This is a genomic window from Desulforamulus profundi, assembly GCF_002607855.1.
In genome coordinates this window covers 36897-54463 of record NZ_AWQQ01000067.1, presented here as the reverse complement: position 1 = coordinate 54463, position 17567 = coordinate 36897, and the positions used below count along the sequence as shown (strand labels likewise).

Sequence of the window (17567 nt, the reverse complement as noted above, 5' to 3'; positions counted from 1 at the left end):
ACCTAACGGGCACTTACGAACGTAGGGCTAAACCGGGGGCGCAGACAGGACGTCTGTCTTGTGCCCGTATGGGTACGCCAGCCGAATCGGGCCAGGACGGCCCGTTGAGGCGGTTTTTGCCCGGAGTGAGTCGTAGTGCTGTCGGTGCGGAGCATGGAACGAACGGGGATAACGATAGTGCCTCCCTACGTAAAGAGGGATAAGTGTTAAAACTCAACTTTACCGATATTCTTCTTCATCCGCTCCAGGCTTCGGCGATTCGCTCCTTGGGGATGGTGATGGAGATGCGGAAATAGCCCTCGCCCTGTTCGCCGTAGCCGTTGCCGGGGGTGATGACCACGCCGGCCTTCTCAATGACGAATTCCGCAAAGGAGGCTGAAGTAAAGCCCTTCGGCACCGGCGCCCAGATGTAGAAAGTGGCTTTGGGTTTTTCCAGGTGCCAGCCCATGGCGTTCAGTCCATCCACCACAATGTCCCTGCGCTCACGGTAAATTTCGTTGTTGGCGGCCACGGTATCCTGGGGGCCGGTGAGGCCGGCAATGGCGGCATATTGAACAGCCTGGAACTGGCCGGAATCAATATTGGTTTTAAAGCGCCCCAGGGCTTCAATAACGTCCGAGTTGCCGGCAGCCCAGCCGATACGCCAGCCGGTCATGTTATAAGCCTTGGATACGGAATTAAACTCAATGCCTACTTCTTTGGCACCGGGGATCTGCAGGAAGGAAAGCGGTTTGTACCCTTCGTATGCCACTTCGGAGTAAGCGCTGTCATGGCAGACTAATATTTCATATTTCTTGGCAAATTCAACCACTTCTTTGTAGAAGTTTTCGTCCGCCACGGCGCCGGTGGGGTTGTTGGGATAGTTGATGAACATCATCTTGGCTTTCCTGGCCACATCCTCGGGAATGGCAGCCAGGTCCGGCAGGAAGCCCTTTTCGGCAGTCAGGGGCATGTAATAGGGCTCTGCGCCGGCCAAAATAGCCCCGCCGCTGTAAACCGGGTAGCCCGGGTCGGGGACCAGCACGGTGTCACCTGGGTTGAGATAGCACCAGGAGATATGCGCGATGCCTTCCTTGGAACCAATCAAAGATACAACTTCTGTTTTGGGTTCCAAATCAACGCCAAAACGCTTGGCGTAAAAGTCTGCCACCGCCTTGCGATAGGACGGCATGCCCACCGAGGACGGGTACTGGTGGTTTTCCGGCACAGCCACCTGCTGCTGAGCTTCTTTAATAATATGTTGCGGGGTGGGCATGTCCGGGTCGCCGATGCCCAGGCTGATGACATCCACGCCCTCTTCCTTTTTTGAGCAATTACTTTTTCAATGCGGGCAAAGAGGTAGGGCGGCAGGTTCTTTATCCTTTGAGCTTCTTCAAAGCGCAAGACATATTCCTCCTTTTTTCTGCAGTTCGTGCAAAGTATAACAATTACAGACGGTTTTTTTCAACCTTATCGCCGGTTGTATACTGTATATTCACCCTTAAAGACTTCCTCGGCCGGACCGGTCATGTATACGGTGCCGTTGTCCGCCCATTCAATGATTAAAGGCCCGCCCGGCAGATGCACCGTTACATGTTTTTCCGTTAAGCCGTTTAACACCCCGGCCACAGCCACCGCGCAGGCACCGGTGCCGCAGGCCATGGTGATGCCTGCTCCCCGCTCCCATACCACCATGCGAACTTCCGTGGGGCTTACCACCTGGACAAACTCCACGTTGGTTTTTCTGGGAAAGGCCGGGTGGGTCTCAATCCGGGGGCCGATGTCCGCCAGGGGGATGGCCGAGACATCTTCAACAAAAATAACGCAATGGGGGTTTCCCATGGAAACAACGGTAACATAAATGGTCTGCCCGGCCACCTCCAGGGCTCATTGATCACCCGGCCTGCGGGTCCCAGCATGGGAATCTCCGCCCTTTCCAGCCTGGGGGCACCCATATCCACTCTTACTGCTTCCACCACGCCGTTGTTCTGGATGATGTGCGGCACGATGATGCCGGCCAGCGTTTCTACCTTAATTTCGTCCTTGCGGACAATGCCGTGTTCGTATAAATACTTGCCCACACAGCGAATGGCATTGCCGCACATTTCCGGCTCACTGCCATCGGAATTTATGATTCTCATCCGGACATCAGCCTTCTCGGAATCCAGCAGCAATACCAGGCCGTCGGCGCCGATGCCGAACCTGCGGTCACACATCTCCCTGGCCAGCGTGCTGTAGTCATCCGGAAATCCCTGGCCGGTACCGGCGTTTACCAGTATAAAATCATTTCCTAAACCATGCACCTTGGTAAAAAACAAATTAAGTTACCTCCTTACTGTCTTTTATGCCATATTACGCACCTGTCAGTTTTAATGTAGTATGTCCTATGATCGGTAGATTTCTACTTATAGCATTCATTTCCTGCTGCCTGACTGTTTGTACATTGTATATCTGACAGCTATAGGGTATTTCTTTTGGGTCCTGCCATCGGCTATTGGTATAAGTATGAAGAATGAGAAAGACCCACCTGTTTTTTAAAACCTCGGTGGGTCTTTTATTATTGAACTTCGAACCTCGGACTTGAGGCTATGCCCGGATATACATAATCCTCTCTTTCGCCCTGTCCTTGACGGCCTTGACCACAATGCCCAAAAACTGGGGTACCACGGCAATGGTCAGCACCACCAGCCAGTGTTTGAGCTCCAGGGGTACGGTATGGAAGATCGGCTGCAGGAAGTTGATGTAGTTGACGGCCAGCTGCAGGCAGGCGGAGACCATAACGGCCAGTACCAGCTGGGGGTTGCCGAAGAAGCCGATTTCTACAATGGAATGTCTTTCCGAGCGGCAGGAAAAGACAAAGAACAGTTGGAAAAACACCAGCGTATTAAAGGCCATGGTCCTGGCCAGTTCCACCTGCCCCATCATCAACCCGACGGCAAAGGCCACCAGTCCCCAGGGCAAAGACCATGCCGGTGCTGACAATGCGCCAGCCCAATCCGTGAGAAAAAACACTTTCCTGGGGGTCCCGGGGACGCCGGTACATGATGTCCTTTTCTGCGGGGTCCACCCCCAGGGCCATGGCCGGCAGCCCGTCGGTAACTAGGTTCATCCAGAGGATTTGAATGGGCAGCAGGGGTAACGGCATGCCCATTAACACCGCCAGGAACATGGTCAGCACTTCCCCCACGTTACAGGACAGCAGGTAACGGATAAATTTACGGATATTATCGTAAATGGCCCGTCCTTCCTCGATGGCCGCCGCAATGGTGGTGAAATTGTCGTCGGCCAGGACCATGGCTGAGGCTTCTTTGGTTACATCGGTCCCTGCCTTGCCCATGGCCACTCCGATGTCTGCTTCTTTTACGGCCGGGGCGTCGTTCACCCCGTCACCGGTCATGGCCACCACATGCCCGTTCCGTTTCAGTGCCCGGACGATCCGCAGTTTGTGTTTGGGAGTCACCCGGGCATAGACAGCCGTGTTTTCGGCCGCCTCCTGTAACTCTTGGTCGCACATACGGTCCAGTTCCGCCCCGGTCAGCACCCTGGCGCATTTGGTAAGCAGCCCCAGTTCTTTGCCGACGGCCTGGGCGGTGAGTTGGTGATCGCCGGTGATCATAACGGTGCGGATACCGGCCCGGCGGCAAACCTGCACAGCCTGGATGGCGGCGGGCCGGGGCGGGTCTATCATACCGGCCAGACCTAAGAATACCAAGCGCTGTTCTACGTTGTCTTCGTTTAATTCTTCGGCTGCATCCAGATGGCTCAAATCGCGATAAGCCAGGGCCAGGACCCGCAGGGCTTCCTTGGCCATGTCCGAATTTCTCTTCAGCAGTTCCTGCCGGGTATTTTCAGTGAGGGGAATGATGCGACCATCCCGGTAGATATGCGTGCATAAGTCCAGAATGACATCCGGGGCACCCTTGACATAGGCCGTTAACTGGCCGCTGCGATTCTGATAAACAACGGACATTCTCTTGCGTATGCTGTCAAAGGGAAGCTCTAAAACTCTTTTTTCTTCTTTTTCCAGATCTTTGCGCCAGGTCTTTCCCTTGGCTGCCATAACCAGCAGCGCCCCTTCGGTGGGATCTCCGGCCACTCCCCAAACGTTGGTTAGTTTGCCGGCCCGCAGGTTGCGGAAAATGCCCCCGACAGAGACTTCTCCCTTGGTTAGTTGGGAGTTGTTGCAAAGGGCGGCACATTTGAGGAACAGGTTAACTCCCGGTCCCCGGGGCCCGTCAAAGCGAAATTCTCCCTTGGGGTCATATCCTTCTCCGGACACTTTAACGTCCGTACTGCCTACCACGGCCTGACGCACGGTCATTTGGTTTTCGGTTAACGTTCCGGTCTTGTCACTGCAGATAATGGTGGCGCAGCCCAGGGTCTCCACTGCCGGCAAGCGGCGAATAATGGCGTTTCGTTTGATCATCCTCTGGACACCGATGGCCAGGGAGATGGTGACAATGGCAGGCAGGCCTTCCGGTATGGCTGCCACCGCCAAGCTGACACCGGCCAAAAACATGTGGTAGAGCGGTTCACCTCGCATAACCCCCAGCACCACCACCAGGGCGCACACCAGCAAACAAAAGATCACCAGGGCCTTGCCCAACTGTTCCAGGCGGCGCTGCAAAGGGGTTTCATCATCTTCCGCTTCTTGAATCATCCTGGTGATATGGCCCATCTCCGTGTGCATGCCGGTGGCCACCACCACGCCCTTGCCCCTGCCGCGTACCACGACGGTCCCCATGTAGGCCATATTGCGGGTGTCTCCCAGGCAGACTTCTTCCTGGCCTTTCATATTGGCAACCCGCTTTTTCACCGGGTTTGATTCCCCGGTGAGGGCGGATTCCTCCACTTCCAGGTTGGAAACTTCCAATAACCGCATGTCCGCAGGCACTTTATCACCGGTATCTAACAAGACAACATCCCCGGGCACCAGATCGGCGGCGGGCACCTTTCTTTCCACGCCGTTGCGGATCACCCTTGCCTCCGGGGCTGTCAAGGCCCTCAGGGCCTCCATGGATTTCTCCGCCCGAAACTCCTGAACAAACCCGAGAATGGCGTTTACCACTACAATAATCATAATGGTGATAGCATCGGCCCATTCACCCAAAAACCCGGACACCAGGGTGGCGGCGATTAAAACCAGGACCATAAAGTCTTTAAACTGGTCCAAAAGCATTTTCCAGGGCGGCGTTCTTCTGGTACTGATCAGTTTATTGGGTCCAAATTGTTCAAGCCTTTCCCTGGCCTGCTGCTCGTCCAATCCCCCATCGGGACAAGTTCCCAGTTTGTCCGTAACTTCCTGTCTCCTCATCTCAAACCAACGCGTAGTCATGGTGTCACCCCTCCAAAAACAGGTTTTATTAATAGCCGTTAGCTGTCAGCCAGGCTAGAAAAGATATTGCTTGTACTTCTTTTAAATTTATTCTGCCTGTCCCAAAAAAAGACCCAGTTTTTGGATAAACAATTCTGTGAGAAATATTTGCGCCAGCCTTCGCCGAGCCAAGGACGGCGAGTCGAAGGCGACCCGGTTTTGCCCGGGAGTGAGTCATAGTGCTGTCGGTGCGTAGCAGGAGTGAACGGTGGATAACGATAGCACCTCCCCGGGTAGATGCTGAAATGTTTTTCCCCGGAGAATTAAGAGTGACACAGAATGCCCGGTTCGTTAAAATAAGAGGAGTGAGAGGAGAAGATGTTATGGCCTTTGATGGTTTAGTGATGGCTGCCGTTGCTCGGGAACTGGCAGATCAATTGATAGGGGGCCGGGTGGAAAAGATTCAACAGCCCGGCCCCAGTGAAATGATCCTGGTGGTCCATACCAGGGAAAGAGGAAAACAAAAGCTTCTTCTTTCGGCGGATGCCCGGGATGCCCGCGTTCATTTAACCGGTTGTTCCTATGTCAATCCCCTGTCCCCGCCGATTTTCTGTATGGTCCTGCGCAAGCATCTGGAAGGCGGGCGCATTCGTTTAGTGGAACAGGTAGGTCTGGAACGGATCTTAAAGTTCTCTATCGACTCCCGGGATGAACTGGGTCGCCCCGGAGAGAAACTTCTCATCATTGAAGTGATGGGAAAACACAGCAATATTCTCCTGGTGGACCCGGACAGCAATACCATTGTGGACGGGATTCACCGCTATTCCCATTCGGTTTCCCGCTACCGGGAAGTTTTGCCCAACCGTCCCTACCTGCCCCCGCCGGAACAGGGCAAACGGGACCCCCGTACCCTGTCGGAAGAGCAATTCCGCATGGAGATGATGGACAGTAACTTAGAAGCCCAAGTGGCCGGCTTCCTGCTGCAAAAGATTGCGGGGGTGGGACCCCAGACCTGCCGGGAGATGGTGACCCGTGCGGGGCTGCCTGCGGACTACCAGCTGGAGCACTGCGGGGACTACGAATTGACCCAGCTCTGGCGGCAGGTGCAATGGGTCAGCACCATGCTTGAGGAAGGCACCTTTGAACCTACCCTGCTGCTGGACCGCCGGGGACAGCCGCTGGAGTTTGCCGCCGTCAATCTTACGCATGTGGCGGCCCATCGCAGGGAAGGCGGCAGCATGAGCGGAATTTTGGAGCATTACTACGAAAAAATCACCGGTTTCCGCTTCCTGGAAGGACACCGCCAGTCCCTCTTGCAAACAGTGCGTAAGGAAATCAGCCGTCTGAAAAAGAAATTGGCGGTATACCGGAAGTCTCTGGACACTGCCGAGAAGGCAGACATCTACCGCGTCTACGGTGAGTTGCTGACGGCCTACCTCTATCAAATTGAACAGGGGTCCGAGGCAAAGGTGCAAAACTTTTATGACCCGGAGGGACAGGAAACGGTCATTCCCATGGACGCGTCTATGACCCCTTCTCAGAATGCCCAGGCCTATTTTAAAAAGTATCTCAAGGCAAAAAACACCAGGGATGCGGTTATGATTCAGTTGGAGCAGGCGGAGTCGGAACTGGCCTACCTGGAGGCGGTGGAAACCGCTGTACTGCAGGCCCTGGATACGGAGGACTTAACGGAAATCCGCAGCGAACTGGAAGAACAAACCTACCTGAAGCCCAAAGCCCAGCAGGACCGTGCTAAAACGAAAAAAGAACAGAGCCGGCCTCAGCCACTGTCCTTTGTCTCTTCTGACGGCCACACCATCCTGGTGGGTAAGAACAACAAACAAAACGATTATCTTACCCTGCGGCTTGCCGGTGATGAGGACCTCTGGCTGCATACCAAGAATATCCCCGGTTCCCACGTCATCATCCGGTGCGACCAGAGGCCTGACGTCCCCGAGCAAACCCTGCTGGAGGCCGCTTCCCTGGCCGCCTGGTTCAGCAAAGCACGGCAGTCCGGCAAAGTGCCGGTGGATTACACCCTGCGCCGTCATGTCCGTAAGCCCAAAGGCGCCAAGCCGGGTATGGTAATTTATGACAATCAAAGAACCCTTTATGTAACCCCCAGTGAGGAACTGGTGGATAAGCTTATGAGAAGTGAGAAGTAAGAGGTTAGAAGTGAGAAAAGCCTGCACGAGTAAGCTCTTTCCTCTGTTTCTACTAACCTAATCCTGTACGAATATTTGCTATTATTTTAGCAGTAAGGATTTAATAAAGGGGACTACATCAACCAGCCGGGGCTTTTCGATTCTTTGAGAAGTCCCGCTGATAATAAGGGGCACCATCGTGTCCTCTCGATGGAGGGACCCGTGGCTGCCCTTGCCGTGCCGCCAGGGCGCCCCCTCACCTGCCAATAGATAGCCTGGCTTTGCCGTCACCACCAGTTCGCCGGCATTGGGATTGTCCAAACACTGGCTGATGCGTTCCAGGGCATTGGGATACAGGCCATACCGAATTTGGTTCTCTTCTAAAATCATATCCAACGCTGCCTTCTCCCCGGATACATCCCACTGGTTCCCATATTCATCCCGATAGTTTCCTCCCTTTCGGAACGACAGAGCACCCCTTTCGGTTTCCACATGGTACCACGGGTCCTCCTTCCAAATTACCTGATCCACCTGCGGTTCCTGCAGCAGGCACTTTACCATATTTCTTCTCATGCCCGGTCGGTAGCGCAAAATGTAGATATAAGCCATGCGTTCATTGGAACAAATGGCGATATCCTTCTCTTCGATGTTTTCTTCACCGGTTTTGGCCTGTGTGTACATTTCCAGCCGTTGAGGAACCTTTATGAGGGCCTTTTTGCCTTTTTCCAGCGTTGACTGGGCATGGTCACCCACCAGAATAATGACAAATTCTTCCAGTACCTTTTCCCAACTGGGGAAACAATTAAGAATATCAGTTATTTTTTTATCAATTCTGGTTAAACACGGCTCACAACAGTCGGCATTTTGCGAATGGGACAGGTTGTCGGTATCCGGAAAATACACCGTTAACAAATCCGGACGCTGTTCTTGCTGTAAGAACCATTCCACCGCCCTGATGGAGAACTTGTCGTTAACACCAAACTTTCGCCAGTACCGTATATCCTTGATGGTTTGCCGTAAGGTGCCGGGCGGTTGGTACAACTGGCCCAGGGAAAGGCCTTTGGGTCCGAAAATCCTCATGTCCTCCAGTTCAAAAAGAGTAAGAAGCTTTAAGATAAAGGGAATGTGTGCCGGATATTCTGTGTTCCCCCGGTAAAAAAACGGGTTCACCGCAGCGGTGTAAAGCCCCCTGGCTTCCAGGTCTTCATAGACGGTCCGTACTTCCCAACTGAGCTGCTTGTGGTTCAGGTTAAAAACAAAATCCCGCACAGCCTGCTGCAGTCCCCTTTTTAAAACGGACAACAACCTTGAATTATAGTCGACAATCCGTCTTTCTCCCCGGTGATACCAGACAATGCCCGGGATGGTATGCAGCGAAGGCGGTGCTCCGGTGGACAGGGTGCTGGTACAGGCAGGGGTCATGGTAGGAAAGTTGGAAATACAGTGGTTATCTAAAGAACCGTTTTCAATAAGAAAGGACAAGGCGGGAAGTTTACCCTGCCGGCGGCAGTGTTCCAATGCCCTGGGGTGAAACGAATCAATTACAATATAAAGAATCCTTTTGGTCTCTGGCATTGTCACCCCTCCATAAATTAAAAAACCGGAATATAAAAAACTCCCCCATAGCATGCGCCAATCAGGGGAGTTTTATTTTTAATTTCTTGCCTACACCTGGCGGCTGCCGGGTTTTATGGCAGGCGTGCCTTCGGCACAAAGAGGGCAGTGATCGGGTTCAAAGGTTTCCACCGAAACCGTCAGCAGGGCTTCGGTTCTTACCCCCAGGTCCGCTTTGCCATAGCTGCGGTCCACCAGAACCCCGGCGCCCACCACCTCACCACCGAGACCGCGCACCAGCTCAATCACTTCAGCCACCGAACCACCGGTGGTAATGACATCCTCCACCACCAGCACCCTTTCACCCGGGGCAATGGTAAAATTACGCCTGAGAGCCATTTTGCCGTTTTCTCTTTCAGTAAACAGGCTGCGTACACCCAGCGCCCGTGCCACCTCATAGGAGACCAGAATGCCGCCCATGGCCGGGCCTATCACAGTCTCCACTCCCTGATCCTTAAAACGCCGGGCAATTTCTTGACAAAGCCGTTCCGTGTAGTGAGGGTACTGGAGCACCTGGGCACACTGGAAGTAGCGGTTGCTGTGCTTGCCGGACGTCAACCGGAAATGCCCCGTCAGCATGGCCCCTGTTTTGGTAAAAATATCAATAATTTCTTCCCTGGTCATAGTAACACTCCCGTTGTTTAGAATGAGACCGTTCCATATAAATAGGATTTTACCCGTAAAACATTTATATCACTTACCATTACCCTCTTCTCAAAGGTTTACCCGTTCCGAAAAGTCGGTCCGTCAAGCAGTGTTTACATAAATATTATTATGGTTAACCCTTCTCCCTTCGGAACTCCCGGAAGGCATCCAGCAGGATCAATCCCACGCCGATGCAGATGGCGGTGTCAGCCAGGTTAAACACCGGCCAGACCCGAAAATCCAGAAAGTCAATGACCTTGGTGTAGCGAATGCGGTCCACCAGGTTGCCCACAGCTCCTCCGGCCACCAGCCCCAAGGCCCAGTGATAAAGAGGTCCGGCCTGGTTGATCCAGCGGTAGCTCACCGCCATCCCCACCAGCACCAGGGCGGTAATCCCCACAAAAAACCAGGTTTTCCCGGCCAGCATGCCGAAGGCAGCGCCGGGGTTTTGAATGTAGGTCAGGTGAAAGACACCCGGCCAGATGGGGATGGATTCTCCCTCAACCATTTTGTTCATCACAATGAATTTGACATACAGGTCGATAAAAGCCGTCATAACAAGGACAATCACAAACCGAACCATTTACAATCCCTCGGCCATTTCAGAAAGTATTTTTTGGGCGGCCGCAGCCGGGTCACCGGCGCCGGTGATGGGACGGCCCACCACCAGGTAACTGGCCCCCTGACCAATGGCCTCGCCCGGTGTCATAATCCGCCTTTGGTCGCCGGAAACCGACCAGGCCGGTCGAATGCCGGGGGTGATAATTTTAAAATCATCACCGCAGGCTTCCCGTATAACGGCGGTCTCTTTGGGAGATGCCACCACCCCGTCCAAACCCGCTTCCTTGGTCAGGACGGCCCAGGCCCGGACCTTTTCCTGAATCTCGCCGGGGAACCCCAACTCCTGCTGAAAGGCAGGCCGGTCGATGCTGGTTAACACGGTGACGGAGATGACAAGGGGAGCCGGCAGACCGAGGGCGGCCGCCCTCTCCCTCACTGCCCCGGCGGCAGCTGCATCATAGCTGACCCGCCGGCGGCATGGACATTGATGATATCCGCCCCCAGACCCGCCAGCGCACGGGCTGCCTGTCCCACGGTGTTGGGAATGTCATGCAGCTTCAAATCCAGAAAAACCTTGACTCCCTGTTCCTTGATCCGCCGCACCACATCGGGACCTGCGTTGTAAAAAAGCTGCATCCCCACTTTAAACATGCCCGCATGGGAAGATAGCTTTTTCACCAAATCCAGCGCTTTTTCAGCGGTATCAACATCAAGGGCAACGATGAGTTTTTCTTTGGCTAAAGTAAGTTTTTGATTCATAAATCCTCCAAAATAGGGATTTTGCCAACTTCCTATTGCTGGTATACTTTATAAAAATGCCTGATGAGAAGGAAGCATGGATAAAACTCGGCTTATACTAATTGAGTTCCCTGATGACCTGCAGGAAGAATTAAATAAATATATCTGCGGAGATCAAAAAACTGACTTTATCATTAAGGCAGTCCGTAAAGAATTTGTCAAAATCAAACAGAAGAAGGCCATTATGAATTCAGCAGGCGCAATTTAATGAAGTGGATTATCCCGAGTTTTCTACACCTGATTCCATTTACCAGTGGGTAAGGGAACTAAGAGAACAAGACTAAATTCCATAGGATTTAAGTACTGTACCTTTTCCCATACCCAATTATTTTTATAGATGTAGTATTTACCTGTGTGCCGCTCCCACCAGTTCTTTAATATCCTCTACACCGTTTTCCGTTAAATATGCCTCGATCCCCTCAAGCACATCCAAAGTGGCCCGGGGATTAATAAAGTTGGCAGTTCCCACTGCCACTGCTGCAGCCCCGGCCAGAATGAACTCCAGGGCATCTTCGGCGGTCATAATGCCGCCCATGCCGATGATGGGAAGTTTCACCGCTTTGTATACCTGCCAAACCGCCCTCACCGCCACCGGCTTGACTGCCGGGCCGGAGAGACCGCCCAGGATATTGCCTAAAACAGGCTTCCTCTTCCGCACATCAATGGCCATGCCCAGCAGGGTGTTGATCACCGACAGACCGTCCGCCCCGGCTGCTTCCACTGCCCTGGCGATTTCTGCGATATCGGTAACATTGGGGGACAGCTTCACAATCACCGGTAAACCGGTGGCCTGTTTGACAGCCTTCGTCACTTCAGCGGCCGTGGCCGCGTCACCGCCAAAGGCCATGCCGCCCTTTTTCACATTGGGGCAGGAGATATTCACCTCCAGCCCGGCAATACCCGGCACGCCGTCCAGCTTGGCCGCCAGCTCGGCGTATTCTTCCACGGTGCAGCCGGAGATGTTTACAATGACGTTGGTCTGCAGCGTTTGAAAATAAGGTGCATAATGTTCGATTAAATAGTCCGCCCCGGGATTTTGCAGCCCGATGGAATTAAGGATCCCTGAGGGGGTTTCCACCAGCCGCGGAGTGGCATTGCCTTCCCTCGGCTCCAGGGTCGTCCCCTTGACAACGATGGCGCCCAGCCGGTTGATATCCACATAGGGCCCGTACTCCTGTCCGAAACCAAAGGTGCCGGAAGCTGTGGTGACAGGGTTTTTCATATTGATACTGCCGATCGTTACACCTAAATTCGGTCTCACTCCCACACCACCTGCCAGGATGGAAATACCGGGCCGTCGGCGCAAACTCTCTTGTTGGTGACTTGCCCGTGGTGGGTAATCTTCACGGCACAGGAAAGGCAGGCACCCACCCCGCAGCCCATATTTTCTTCCAGGGACACTTCACCGGGCACATCGGCCTCCGCCAGCATAGCCGAGATTTCCTTCATCATTCCTTTGGGACCGCACATGTAGGTCATGGCCGTTCTTCGCCAGTCACTGTGACGCCGCATCAGTTCCGGCACCGTTCCCTTAAAGCCCATGGAGCCGTCATCGGTGGCAATGACCACTTCGGCTTCCATTTGGACAAACTGACCGTCACAGAGCAGGCTCTTTTTATCCCTGGCCCCCAGGTAAACGGTGACCTGGCACTTCATGTTGGCCAGTTCCTGCACCAGGAACACCATGGGCGCCGCACCGATGCCGCCGGCTGCCACCGCCACCCGGGAACCCGGCAGCGGCAGGGTGAAACCCCGGCCCAGCGGTCCCATAATGTTGACCCTGTCGCCGGTTTTCTTTTGGGCCAGCAGTTCCGTACCCTTGCCCACCACCCGGAACAGGAGGGCCAGAACACCCTTGGGGCGGCTGACCATGTGAATGGAAATAGGCCTGCGCAGCAGCGGGTCTTGAGAATCGCTGCTGCGCACATGCACAAATTGGCCTGGCACAGCCAGCCGGGCAATCTCCGGAGCTTCCAACTCCATATAGTAGGTATCCGGCGCCACCGTAAATACCGCCATGACCTTGGCGTCCATCACCTTGGACATAGACAACCCTCCAAACCTTCCGTGAACCTTTTTCTCAACAATATGTCTTAAGTTTACCCTTTTTATGCCAGCATTGGCAAGAACCTATACTCAAACCAATAACTTAATAACAGGGTACCGGGTACCCTGTTATTAAGTTATTTGAGCTCCTGCCGTTTGTCGATGTAGTTCTGGAGGGGGATTAAATCGGGTACTTCGCCTTCCTGAATGCCGTAGAGCACCTCCAGCATGGCCCAGGCGGTATCCATGGAGGTCAGGCAGGGGATGCCGTGTTCCACTGCCGAACGGCGGATTTTAAAGCCGTCCCGCTGGGGTTCTTTGCCCCGGCTGATGGTATTGATGACTAAATTTATTTTATTGGCCTTAATCAGGTCGACAATGGTTTCTCCGCCCTCGCCCACTTTGTTGACGGCCTCTACTTCTATGCCGTGCTGCTTTAAGAATTCAGCGGTGCCCCGGGTGGCGCAGACCTTGTACCCCAGTTCCACCAGACCCTGGATCACAGGCAGGGACTCTTCCTTGTCCCGGTCGGCAATGGTGGCCAGTACGGTTCCCTGCTTGGGAAACTCGGTGCCGGCAGCCAGCAGGGCTTTGTACAGAGCCACCGAGAAATCCCCGTCCACTCCCAGCACCTCGCCGGTGGACTTCATTTCCGGTCCCAGGGAAACATCCACATCCAGCAGTTTGCCAAAGGAGAATACCGGCGCCTTCACCGCCACCAGCCCGGCATCGGGCACCAGTCCACCCCGGTAACCCATCTCTGCCAGGGTCCTGCCCAGGGCACATTTGGTGGCCAGGTTGACCATGGGGATGCCGGTGACTTTACTTAAATAGGGAACAGTCCGGCTGGAGCGGGGGTTCACCTCGATTACATAAACCTGCCCTTCGTGCAGCACATACTGGATATTGACCAGCCCCTTGACTCCCAGGGCCAGGGCGAGGCGTTCGGTGTAGTCAACCATTTGCTCTTTCTGGGTTTGGGTCAGGGTCTGGGCCGGGTAAACGGCGATGCTGTCCCCCGAGTGGATCCCTGCCCGTTCGATGTGTTCCATAATGCCCGGAATTAAAACTTCCTGCCCGTCACAAATGGCATCTACCTCAAACTCCCGGCCCACCATATAGCGGTCCACCAGCACCGGGTGTTCCGGCGTGATTTTTACCGCCCTTTCCATATAGGACAGCAGTTCCTGCTGAGAATAAACAATTTCCATGGCCCGCCCGCCCAGTACATAGGAGGGACGCACCAGCACCGGGAACCCAACTTCCTCGGCGATGCCCGCTGCTTCCTTCACCGAAAAGGCCGTACGACCCGGAGGTTTGGGAATATCTAGTTGCGTTAGCAATTGATCAAACCGTTTTCTGTCTTCCGCAATATCGATGGCATCCACCGAGGTGCCAATGATTTGATACCCGGCGCTCTCCAGGGGTTTGGCCAGGTTAATGGCGGTCTGGCCGCCAAACTGGACAATGACTCCCTGGGGTTTTTCCTTTTCCAGGATGTTTAAGACATCTTCCACCACCAGGGGTTCGAAATACAGCCGGTCCGCGGTATCAAAGTCGGTGCTGACGGTCTCCGGGTTGTTGTTGATGGTAATGGCCTCGAGCCCCTCTTCCCGCAGGGCCCAGACCGAGTGCACCGAGCAGTAATCAAATTCAATTCCCTGGCCGATCCGGATGGGACCGGAACCCAGTACCACCACTTTGGTCCGATCGGTGGGGATTGCCTCGGTTTCCGATTCGTAGCAGGAGTAATAGTAGGGTGTCACCGCTTCAAACTCGGCGGCACAGGTGTCCACCATCTTATAGACCGGCTCGATGCCGAAGGACTGCCTGGACTCCCTCACTTGCTGTTCTGATAAGCCGGTTAGCATGCCAATGTATTTATCCGACAGCCCGTATTTTTTAGCCTGCAGCAAAGTCTGCTTGTCCATGCCCGCGGCTGCCTCCTGTTGAAGCTTTCGTTCAAAGTTAACGACTTCCTGGATTTTATCCAAAAAGAATACGTCGATGCCGCTGAGTTCGTGGACCCGCCTTACTTGGCCGCCCCGCCGGAAAAACTCGGCCACAGCAGACAACCGCTGGTCTTCTGCCTTCGCCACCTTGTTTTCCAACTCCTCCTGGGACATCCCGGCCATCTCCGGCAGCTGCAGGCCGTAAATCCCCACTTCCAGCGAGCGGATGGCCTTCATCAGGGCTGCCTCAAAGGTGCGGTCGATGGACATGACCTCCCCGGTGGCTTTCATCTGGGTGCCCAGGGACCGGTCCGCCCCGGTAAACTTGTCAAAGGGCCAGCGGGGATACTTCACCACCACGTAATCCAGGGTAGGTTCAAAGCAGGCATAGGTTTTACCGGTCACCGAGTTGCGGATCTCGTCCAGGGTAAGGCCGATGGCAATTTTGGCCGCCACCTTGGCGATGGGATAACCGGTGGCTTTGGATGCCAGGGCCGAGGAACGGGACACCCTGGGGTTCACTTCAATAACAATATATTTAAAGCTGTGCGGGTCCAGGGCAAACTGCACGTTGCAGCCCCCCTCGATGCCCAGGGCCCGGATGATTTTCAGAGAAGCACTGCGCAGCATCTGGTACTCCCGGTCGCTAAGAGTTTGGGAGGGCGCCACCACAATGCTGTCCCCGGTGTGGACACCCACCGGTCGATGTTTTCCATATTGCAAACGGTGATGCAGTTGTCCGCACTGTCCCGCATCACTTCATACTCAATTTCTTTCCAACCGGCTACGCTGCGTTCCACCAGGATCTGACCGATCAAGCTGTGCTTGAGGCCTCGAATGGCCACTGCCTTTAGCTCATCCCGGCTTTTGGCAATGCCGCCGCCGGTGCCGCCCAGGGTGTACGCCGGTCGCACGATGACCGGGTAGCCAATGGCATCGGCAAACTCCACCGCTTCCCGCACCGAACAAACAATGGTGCTTTCCGGCACCGGCTCGCCGATCTGTTCCATCATCAGCTTAAACATTTCCCTGTCTTCTGCCTTGCGGATCGCATCCAAAGGCGTCCCCAGCATGGTGACCCCTTCTTCATCCAGGATCCCCTGCTCGGCCAGCTGCAGGGCAATATTAAGCCCCACCTGTCCGCCCAGGGTCGGCAGCAAGCCGTCCGGCTTTTCCTGCCGGATGACTCTGGTAACGAATTGTGGTGTCAGTGGTTCGATATAAATCTTATCGGCCATATTGGCATCCGTCATGATGGTGGCGGGGTTGGAGTTCACCAGCACCACTTCCAGACCTTCCTCCCTCAGGGCACGGCAGGCCTGGGTGCCGGCGTAGTCAAACTCTGCCGCCTGGCCGATGACAATGGGTCCGGAGCCGATCACCAGTACTTTTTTAATCCCCTGCTTTTTGGGCATGGGTAACCTCCCTTCACTGCGCTGCATGTTGATTGATATTTGCCAGGAAGCGATCAAACAGATATTCAGAATCCATGGGGCCGGGCGCCGCCTCCGGGTGGTACTGCACCGAGAAGACAGGCAGGTTTTTATAGCAAAGCCCCTCGACGGTATCGTCATTTAAATTGATATGAGAAACCTCGACCTCTTTGGGCAGTGAGTCCTTATCCACCGCAAAACCGTGGTTTTGGGAAGTGATGTACACCCGGCCGCTGGCCAGGTCCTTCACCGGGTGGTTGGCTCCCCGGTGGCCAAACTTTAATTTGTAGGTTTTGCCCCCCACGGCCAGACCGATAATCTGGTGACCCAGGCAGATGCCGAAGATGGGCAGCTTGCCAATGAGATTTCTTACGGTCTCAATGGCATAGGTACATCGGTGGGGTCCCCGGGGCCGTTGGACAACATAATGCCTTTGGGGTTTAAGGCGAGAATTTCTGCCACGCCGGTGGTGGGCGGTACCACCACCACTTCACAGTCCCGGTTGTTCAGGCAGCGCACGATGTTGGCTTTGGCGCCAAAGTCCATCAGCACCACCCGGTGGCCGCTGCCGGGTACGGTATAGATCTCTTTGGTGGCCACGGTGGGCACCAGTTCCTGACCGGAAATGTGCGGGCAGTTTTTTGCCTTCTCCACCAGTTCCCGGGGGTCCACGGCCCCGGTGCTGATGATGCCCCGCATGGTACCGTGGTTGCGAATGCGTCTGGTTAAGGCCCGGGTGTCGATACCGGAAATACCGATGACACCCTCCCGGGCCAGAAATTCATCGATCTTGTTGCTGACCCGCCAGTTGCTGGGACGGTTGCATTCCTCTTTCACCACAAAGCCCCGGACAAAGGAGCTCTTGGCCTCAAAATCATCTTTATTAATACCGTAATTACCGATCAGCGGGTAGGTCATGACCACAATCTGCCCGCAGTAGGACGGGTCGGTTAGGACCTCCTGATAACCGGTCATGCCGGTGTTAAAAACCACTTCTCCCCACTGCTCGCCGGTGGCGCCAAAGGCCTTGCCGTTAAAAACGGTTCCGTCTTCCAAAACTAAATATGCTTGCATTATGCAA

7 protein-coding genes and 6 pseudogenes are annotated in these 17567 nt (G+C 54.5%); 2 read left to right on the top strand and 11 right to left on the bottom strand.

Features of this window, described 5'->3' with window-relative positions; translation table 11 throughout:
• Positions 1-206: 206 nt before the first annotated feature.
• The 3 pseudogenes from P378_RS11330 to P378_RS11320 form a co-directional block, all read right to left on the bottom strand.
• Positions 207-1383 (bottom strand): annotated as a pseudogene (locus P378_RS11330) (LL-diaminopimelate aminotransferase).
• A gap of 66 nt (positions 1384-1449) precedes the next feature.
• A pseudogene (dapF, locus tag P378_RS11325) lies at positions 1450-2297 on the bottom strand (diaminopimelate epimerase).
• Between the two features lie 268 nt (positions 2298-2565).
• Positions 2566-5314: pseudogene (locus P378_RS11320) on the bottom strand (calcium-transporting P-type ATPase, PMR1-type).
• Between the two features lie 362 nt (positions 5315-5676).
• Between P378_RS11320 and P378_RS11315 the strand changes: the two are divergent.
• The gene (locus tag P378_RS11315) at positions 5677-7458 is read left to right on the top strand and encodes an Rqc2 family fibronectin-binding protein (protein ID WP_099083319.1); all 1782 of its coding nucleotides are present in this window, start codon (positions 5677-5679) and stop codon (positions 7456-7458) included.
• A gap of 81 nt (positions 7459-7539) precedes the next feature.
• Here P378_RS11315 and P378_RS11310 read toward each other — a convergent pair whose 3' ends face one another.
• The 4 genes and pseudogenes from P378_RS11310 to pyrF all read right to left on the bottom strand — a co-directional run bounded on the left by P378_RS11310 (position 7540) and on the right by pyrF (position 11016).
• Positions 7540-9012 carry an alkaline phosphatase family protein gene (locus P378_RS11310; protein ID WP_099083318.1) on the bottom strand — a complete coding sequence of 491 codons (1473 nt, stop codon included), beginning with the start codon at positions 9010-9012 and terminating at the stop codon, positions 7540-7542.
• 90 nt (positions 9013-9102) lie between these two features.
• Positions 9103-9675, bottom strand: a complete 573-nt coding sequence (gene pyrE, locus P378_RS11305; RefSeq protein ID WP_099083317.1) for an orotate phosphoribosyltransferase — start codon at positions 9673-9675, stop codon at positions 9103-9105.
• Positions 9676-9829: 154 nt separating this feature from the next.
• Positions 9830-10279, bottom strand: a complete 450-nt coding sequence (lspA, locus tag P378_RS11300) for a signal peptidase II (RefSeq protein ID WP_099083316.1) — start codon at positions 10277-10279, stop codon at positions 9830-9832.
• A pseudogene (gene pyrF, locus P378_RS11295) lies at positions 10280-11016 on the bottom strand (orotidine-5'-phosphate decarboxylase).
• 76 nt (positions 11017-11092) lie between these two features.
• On the opposite strand from pyrF, the gene P378_RS19615 reads away from it, so the two are divergent.
• Complete coding sequence (locus P378_RS19615; RefSeq protein ID WP_180261070.1) at positions 11093-11263, top strand: hypothetical protein; 171 nt, start codon at positions 11093-11095, stop codon at positions 11261-11263.
• Positions 11264-11401: 138 nt separating this feature from the next.
• Here P378_RS19615 and P378_RS11290 read toward each other — a convergent pair whose 3' ends face one another.
• The 4 genes and pseudogenes from P378_RS11290 to carA all read right to left on the bottom strand — a co-directional run bounded on the left by P378_RS11290 (position 11402) and on the right by carA (position 17560).
• Positions 11402-12316, bottom strand: coding sequence for a dihydroorotate dehydrogenase (locus tag P378_RS11290; protein WP_099083315.1), 915 nt, complete (start codon positions 12314-12316; stop codon positions 11402-11404).
• Positions 12313-13101, bottom strand: a complete 789-nt coding sequence (locus P378_RS11285) for a dihydroorotate dehydrogenase electron transfer subunit (RefSeq protein ID WP_099083314.1) — start codon at positions 13099-13101, stop codon at positions 12313-12315. Before P378_RS11285 ends, P378_RS11290 begins: the two co-directional genes overlap by 4 nt.
• 137 nt (positions 13102-13238) lie before the next feature.
• Positions 13239-16468: pseudogene (carB, locus tag P378_RS11280) on the bottom strand (carbamoyl-phosphate synthase large subunit).
• 13 nt (positions 16469-16481) lie between these two features.
• A pseudogene (gene carA, locus P378_RS11275) lies at positions 16482-17560 on the bottom strand (glutamine-hydrolyzing carbamoyl-phosphate synthase small subunit).
• Between the last annotated feature and the right edge of the window lie 7 nt (positions 17561-17567).